Source organism: Xanthomonas sp. 3058 (assembly GCF_014199765.1).
GTDB classification, from domain to species: Bacteria; Pseudomonadota; Gammaproteobacteria; order Xanthomonadales; family Xanthomonadaceae; genus Xanthomonas; species Xanthomonas campestris_B.
The window spans coordinates 1-7,269 of the sequence record NZ_JACHOF010000036.1; the positions used below are offsets into that span (position 1 = coordinate 1).

Genomic DNA, 7,269 nt, shown 5'->3' on the forward strand with positions numbered 1-7,269 from the left:
TGGTTCCCGACACTGCTGCACGCGCGCACCGAGATCGAACGCTGGCGACGCGAATACAACGAGGACCGCCCCAAGAAAGCAATCGGCGGCATGACCCCGGCTGCTTATGCCCAACATCTGGCCAACACCGATATCATTACCCCCGGACTCTAAACCAAGCCGCTACTCAGGGCGGGGGGATGTCGAAACAGTGCTAGTTAGCAGCGCCCGCGCATCTATTGTGGGTCACATGCTGTTCGCTGCAAGCTTGTTGAAAAAAGCATGGCAGAGCTTGCGCGGCAGGCACGTCCTCCGCTACGATCCAGCACCTCGCAGAACCAGTGCCGCCGGGGATGGCGGACACAAAAATACTTATAGGTTTGAGGCTTGCTCTCTGTGCTGCATTGCGTTTCGGACGCTGTGGCTCGGCGAGCATGCCTGACGCCGTTAGCATAGCTTCCAAAAATCGAAGGACATATGGACGATTCAAGTGTAGTAAGGCAGGAGGCCGTCGATAAGGCAGCTCCACGTGTTGAGGTTAAACGACGTCTGGGTGCTTTGGTGCTTGGCGTGCAGTCACTTGGGGCGCTTGCCCTATTAGCACCGGCACAAGATGCAAATAGCTTCGGTAGATACATCTGCAGTGGCGGATTCACTAATATTGCTGGCGGGCCGCGTTTGTTTTCACCGGTTTGCTGGTTTCAGGAAGACTATGCGGGTGAGGCGACCCGCACTACAACGAACGGTAGGGCGCGCGTCCGGGCGAACGATGGTGGTGGCAGTGGCGGATTTGCCACATCGCCCGGTGCAAAAGAGCAGCCAACGAACGACAAGCGCGATAGCGCGGATTGCAGTGGGGAAAAAAGTGGCAATCCTGTGGTCATCTCGACGGGCAACAAAGTTGAGCCTGAGTTGGACTTCGCCGCCAATGGAGAGATGGGTCTTTATTTAGAGCGCACCTACAATGCGTTTTGGACCGCACGTGGACTTTTTGGCACGTATTGGCTCAGCAACTTCGACTACACCCTTGTGCCAGCTGGTAATACCATCTGGGCACAGCGACCCGATGGGCGCCGTATCAAGTTCTTGTTAGACGCGGGCAGCGGTCACTACCTTGAAGAAAAAGCCTCACCGGTCGCTTTTGTTGTCAAACAAGCTGACGGATCGTTCGTTCTTTACAACGAGACACGAGGCACCGAAAAGTATGACAAGCGTGGCTACATCACTGAGCGGCGCAATGAGCAAGGAGTTGCATGGAGCTTCCGTTACGACGGCGCATATCTGCAAGAAGTCACACACACTTCCGGGCGCAGCATCAAGTTTGCCTGGGCCGATGGCGTTGTCACCCAAGCAACCGATCCTGCTGGAAATGTCTACCGCTATGGCTACCAGCAGAACGTCTTCGGATTGGGGTTGAGCAAAGGCCGGCTTGCGTCGGCGACCCTTCCAGGAGCCCCAGAAACGGTTATCAGCTATCATTATGAAGATGCCCGATTTGTTGGTGCGCTGACGGGCAAGTCATTCAATGGTCAACGCTACTCGACCTTTGCCTATGATGATCAGGGTCGAGCGACGTCGACTGAACATGCCGGAGGCGTTGAGCGCTTTTCGTTTAGCTACTCCGTTCCGGCAACACAAGCGATCACGCCACCTCCTGCTCCACTTCCACCTGGTGGGTTTACGGGCGGAGAGACCGGTGGATCATGTAGCACCCCGCGTCCTGGTAGTGGAGAAATTTGCGTCCGCCCATCTTCGGTAGGGGGTGGTGCCGTTCGACTGTCCGCGCAAAGCATGTCCACTAATGCTGGTAGCCCTATGGCAACGGCGGCGGCGACAGGCAGCACCATTCCGAAAAAGATGTTGGTAACCGAGACCAGCCCGCTGGGGCGGCAGACAACCTACACCTATGAAGACGGGCGGCAAACCGAGGTTACAGGGGCTGCGAGTCCTCATTGCCCCGCAAGCTACAAGGCGAAGACCTACGATGCGAATGGATATGAGGACATCGCTAGCGACTTTGCTGACAACCTCACCGACTTCGATTACGACGCCCAAGGCCATCTATTGAAGAAGGTTGAAGCAAAGGGCACTAGTGCCGAACGCACGCTGACCTACGCATGGGATCAGGCCAATCGGATGGTGCGTGAAACCATTGCAGGAGATCACGAGACGCGCGTTGAATATGACGCAGACGGCCGTGTCTCGAAGCATACGCTTGTCGATTTGACGGGCTACGGACAGGGCCGCACGAAGGCCACTACGTATAGCTACACCAAGCATAGCAATGGCCTATTGGCCACCATGAAGGTAGACGGCCCGCTACCGGGATCTCAAGACAGCGTCATTCAGTCTTTCTCTTCAGTAGGCGATCTGACAAGTGTTGCAAATGGCATCGGCCAAGCGACCACCTACTCTGCGCACAACGCTCTTGGACAACCTGGCCGCGTGACAGGTCCAAACGGTGATGTCATGGAGTATCGCTATGACGGGCGCGGACGCGAGGTTGAACGCCGCACCTCAATCAACGGGGCGTGGGTGGCTACGACAACTGCCTATGATGGTGCGGGGAATATTGCAACGGTGCGCACTGGTGATGGAGTCTCGCAGACATATCTCTACGATGCCGCTCGCCGCGTCAAAGAGGTTTACAAACCCAAGTCTGATGGGATGTATGAGCGCAAGCGCTTTGAATACAACAATGCGTCGTTGGTCACGAAGACCGAAGTGCTCGACACTGCTTATACTGGCTCAACGCATGTGACCGGAACCATCGATGGCTTCTGGCACGATGCGGCCTGGAACTGGTATGTCGCGGGTTGGGCATGCTCAACTGGATACGCCGGATCGATAGATGTGCATCCCTATGTCGGCGGCTCGGCAGGGTCTGGCACCGCGCTGCCAGGTGCCACGGCAAACGTGGCAAGCGAGCCTGCTATTGCACAGCAGTGCCAGACAAACGGATCGGCGTATCGATTTAATATTGCGCTTCCTGCTGACGTTCGAAACGCGCATGGGGGCAAGCCTCTGTATGTGCATGGCATATCCCCTGCGGGCTTAGAACACTCTTTGCTTAATGGCTCAGGCAAGCACTTCATTCCCGAGGTACCGAAGGTCATTGGCAATATCGATCAGGTTTATCGCGATAGCGCCTATAATTGGTATATCGACGGTTGGGCATGCTCGACTGGCACGGCAGCATCTATTGATGTGCATATGTATGTCGGCGGATCAGCCGGTGCGGGGTCCTTCTTGCTGGCGGCGACTGCTAATCAAGGGAGCGATGCGTCCCTGTCCCAACAGTGCCAAGCCGCAGGAAGTGCCTATCGCTTTCATATCCCGCTTCCCGCTGACGTTAGAAAAAATCATGGTGGCAAAAGCATCTTCATCCACGGTATTTCACCTGTGGGTAGAGAGCACTCGACGATTGCCGGGTCTGGTGCTTTTGCCATTCCCGCAACTGGCATGCGGGGCGATATCCAGGCTGTCGAATACGATAGCAACTGGAATTACTCGGTAAAGGGATGGGCGTGCGGATTAGGCGTGAGCGACCATGTTGCGGTCTTACTCTATGCTGGTGGTGGGCCAGGCGCCGGCACACATTTCGCTACCGTGTGGGCCAACCAGGCGGAAGATGCTGGCGCAGCAGCCCAGTGTGATACCGCAACTCAAGGGCGCACCTTCCGCTTCCCACTGGACTTCAATCTCCGGAATTCGCTGGGAGACCGCCGTATCTATGCGGTGGCTTTGACGCCGGGAGGCGCCCTTTCTGACTACATGCTTCCCAACTCGGGAACGCACGCGCTGCCTCGCATGGACCGGAGCTCTGCCTTTGTTGGCTGGAACAATGTCGGTCCTTACATCCCAGGTGAGACCCGCATAATATCGGCGACCTTCCAGAACACCGGAAACGTAGTGTGGGGAGCTGCTGGCGTTGGAAATATCTACATGGCAAGAGGATCTGCCAGCAACAGTCTAAATCAGACTGATGGCTTGCCAAGGCCAATCTATCCGGGGGATAGGGTGTCATTCTCGTGGAGCTACACGGCACCTCGTCCGGTGACGACGACGCGCTACCACGTGGTATCCCAGATGCGTGTAGACGGAGCACCGTTTGGTGCTCTAGCTTCGGGGATCATTTCGGTTGATGGGGCAGGTGGTTGCACAGGTACTCGTTGCACCCGGCCGATGTCCGTGGGCGACAAGGTTAAAATTGAAGGAGAAGTCAAGTGATAACAGGGATGTTGATGGGGGTTGCTTTGGTTTTCAGCAGCGCTACCGAATACGATGAGCTCGGACGCGTTATTGTTGAGCGTGGGAATAATGGACAGGTCTATAAGTATGAATATGACGCCGAAGGGCGTCGGACGGCATCGACCGATGCTTTAGGTCGCCGTTCGACGATGCAATACGATGCACGCGGTCGTATGATCGCCGCAACCGATGCATCAGGGAATACGACAAATTTCACCTATGATCAGGGTGATCGCTTATCGAGGGTCGTTGATCCACGCGGGAAAGCAACAACTTACGACTATGACGGTTTCGGGGGCCTTCGTCGTCAAGTAAGTCCCGATACAGGGCAGACGGTGTTTGGATACGACGGAGCCGGTCAGCGCACCAGCATGACTCGAGCTGACGGCGTGGTGACCAACTACGCCTATGACGGCCTTGGTCGTGTGGTTCAGATTGCTGCGGGAAGCCAACAGCACACGTTTGGATATGATTCTTGCGCCGGCGGGATAGGTCTGCTGTGTAGTGCAGTAACTCCAACCACGACTCTTGCGATGAGCTATACGCTGCAAGGGCAAGTTGCAGAGCGGGTCGATACGGCCGTAATGGGAAGAACAGTCAGTGAGATGCGGACTCGTTATGCCTATGATGGAATGGCGCGATTAAGCAGTATCACTTATCCAAGTGGCGTTACCGCAGGCTATGGTTACACCAACGGCAAACCATCGGCGGTAAGTGTCAATGTGGGTGGCCAAGTGACTAGACTCGTCGATTCGGCGAGTTATCTAGCTTGGAGTGACGTGCCCTGGCGTAGAACGTCAGGAAATGGCGTGGTGCGAGAATTGGGCTACGATTCCGACATGCGTTTAACGAACATTGCCGTCAAAGTGGGAGACCGCGTTACTCAGCAACTGACCTACGGTTACAACAGCGTCGATGAAATTAGCTCTATCGCTGATGGCGTAAATTCCAACCTAAATCAAACCATTGACTATGACACGTTGGGTCGATTTGGAGAACTTCAACGAGGAGGGCTGCAACACACATTGAAATACGACAGCAATGGGAACTGGATTTCTTATGATGACAGCCGCTCCGTTCGATCGTATGACATTGATGCCAATAACAATCGCCTGCTGGGATACTCTAGCACGAAGTCTGGTGACGAAAGCCGCCAGTATGGATATGACGCGATTGGTAATCGGGTGTCAGAGTTTGCTGCTGGCGATAGCCGCACTTACGGATATAGCCCGTTCAATCGGATGGCTAGCGCAGTTGTAAATGGTCAACGCACGGAATATGAAATAAATGCGTTGGGTCAGCGTATTGGTAAGCAGAATGCAAATGGCGCGAGCACTAGCGTGTTTACCTATGCGGGACAAAATCAACTGTTGTCCGAACAAGAGCCCAGTGGAGCAATTGCCGACTATATCTGGTTGGGTGATGAGTTGATCGGAATCGTTCGCCGAAATAGCGTTTATGCTATTCACAATGATCATTTGGGTAGGCCTGAAGTGCTAACCAACGATGCTGGTGACGTTGTTTGGAGAGCGTATAACTACGCCTACGGACGGACCGTGCAGAAAGATAGTATCGGCGGTTTCAATATTGGTTTTCCAGGTCAATATTTCGATAAGGAAACGGGGCTTTGGTATAACGGTTTTCGCGACTATGACCCAGGGGTTGGGCGTTATCTGCAAAGTGACCCAATCGGCCTTAAAGGTGGCTTGAATTCGTATGCCTATGTTGGTGGAAATCCCATCTCTGCAATTGATCCACTTGGTCTTAAAGCTTGCATTGATTTCCTGGGTCTAGTCCTTGGCGCCGCAGATGTCTACATGGGATATAATGAAATTGCTGCAGGTGCGCCTGCGCTAGTGATTGGTCTGGCGCTGGATGATAATAGCTTGGTTTTTGGCGGGGGTGCCGCTTCAATGTTGGGCATTGCTACTTTACACGATGGCGTTGTTGGTATTGGAACAGCGATAGATGGTAAAGAGCGTGATCCGCTTATGAAGGTGGTTGGCGGCGCTTTATTGGGAGGCACTGGTGCTACCGCTGGTGAAATGCTGTCTAAGGGTTTAACATTCAAGGGGGCACTTGGCGGCGTTGTTGGTGGGTGGAGAGGCGTTGCCACCGATAAAGATATAATGGATATTATCAAGGGTGCTAAAGATGCAGTCGGTCCAACTCCTTGTAATTGTGGCGGATAAAATTATGTCCTTGTTTTGGCTTAAATTCTGGGCTTTTATTTTTGGGCTTTCCTCGTTAAGATTTTTATTCTACTTCTTTAGCAAAGTTTATGTGGGGCAGAAAATTGAGGTGGCTGACTATCTGGTAATTCCTTTTGCAATCATTTGTGCTTGTTTTAGTTTTCAATTTCTAAGGCAATTGAAGAAAAAGCGTGAATTATTAGAAAAATAGTCGGCCGTTGAGGGCTTCGATATATCCAAGCCCTTCATCATGCCACTCGGCCCGTAATTTCTCCGATCACTTTGGAAATGACGCTAAAAAATTTCTTATTGTGGTGCGTGGGTGGGCTTCTTGAGCCTTGTGCGTAGATTTTTGTAATCGAATTTGGAGTAGGCATGAAAATCTGTATCGGTACAGTTCACGTTTATATTTCGCTATAAATTCTTTTTATACCTGAATTTGTTTTTGATGTGCGGATTATCGAATAGGTAAGAATTAACAGCAAGAGAGCACTTATGGTTTCTGCTTTGCAGAAACAGTGCGCCAACGACGTCCCCCCGCCCTGAGTAGCGGCCTAGTTTAGAGTCCGGGGCTGATGATATCGGTGTTTGCCAGATGTTGGGCATAAGCAGCCGGTGTCATGCCGCCGATTGCTTTCTTGGGGCGGTCCTCGTTGTATTCGCGTCGCCAGCGTTCGATCTCGGTGCGCGCGTGCAGCAGTGTCGGGAACCAGTGCTCGTTGAGGCATTCGTCGCGTAGTCGGCCGTTGAAGGATTCGACGTAGGCGTTCTGGTTCGGTTTGCCGGGTTGGATCAGCCGCAACTGCACGCCACGGGCATGCGCCCAGGCGACCATCGCCTTGCCGCA

Annotated in this window: 5 protein-coding genes; 4 read left to right on the top strand and 1 reads right to left on the bottom strand. The window is 53.5% G+C overall.

All coding sequences use genetic code 11. The features are described 5' to 3' along the window. From GGR61_RS20540 to GGR61_RS20555, 4 genes are all read left to right on the top strand, one after another. The coding region (locus GGR61_RS20540) for an integrase core domain-containing protein (RefSeq protein WP_184623748.1) at nucleotides 1-153 on the top strand (153 nt) is incomplete at its 5' end. 303 nt (nucleotides 154-456) lie between these two features. Continuing rightward, on the top strand, nucleotides 457-4,209 hold the full coding sequence (locus tag GGR61_RS20545) for a DUF6531 domain-containing protein (protein WP_184623750.1): 3,753 nt from the start codon (nucleotides 457-459) through the stop codon (nucleotides 4,207-4,209). 8 nt (nucleotides 4,210-4,217) lie between these two features. Next, a complete protein-coding gene (locus GGR61_RS20550; protein ID WP_184623752.1) occupies nucleotides 4,218-6,422 on the top strand; it encodes an RHS repeat-associated core domain-containing protein in 2,205 nt (734 codons plus the stop codon). Nucleotides 6,423-6,426: 4 nt separating this feature from the next. After that, nucleotides 6,427-6,633 carry a hypothetical protein gene (locus GGR61_RS20555; protein ID WP_184623754.1) on the top strand — a complete coding sequence of 69 codons (207 nt, stop codon included), beginning with the start codon at nucleotides 6,427-6,429 and terminating at the stop codon, nucleotides 6,631-6,633. Nucleotides 6,634-6,981: 348 nt separating this feature from the next. Here the strand turns inward: GGR61_RS20555 and GGR61_RS20560 are convergent. Then, nucleotides 6,982-7,269 (bottom strand): integrase core domain-containing protein (locus tag GGR61_RS20560; RefSeq protein ID WP_184623756.1); only part of this gene is annotated, 288 nt, incomplete at its 5' end.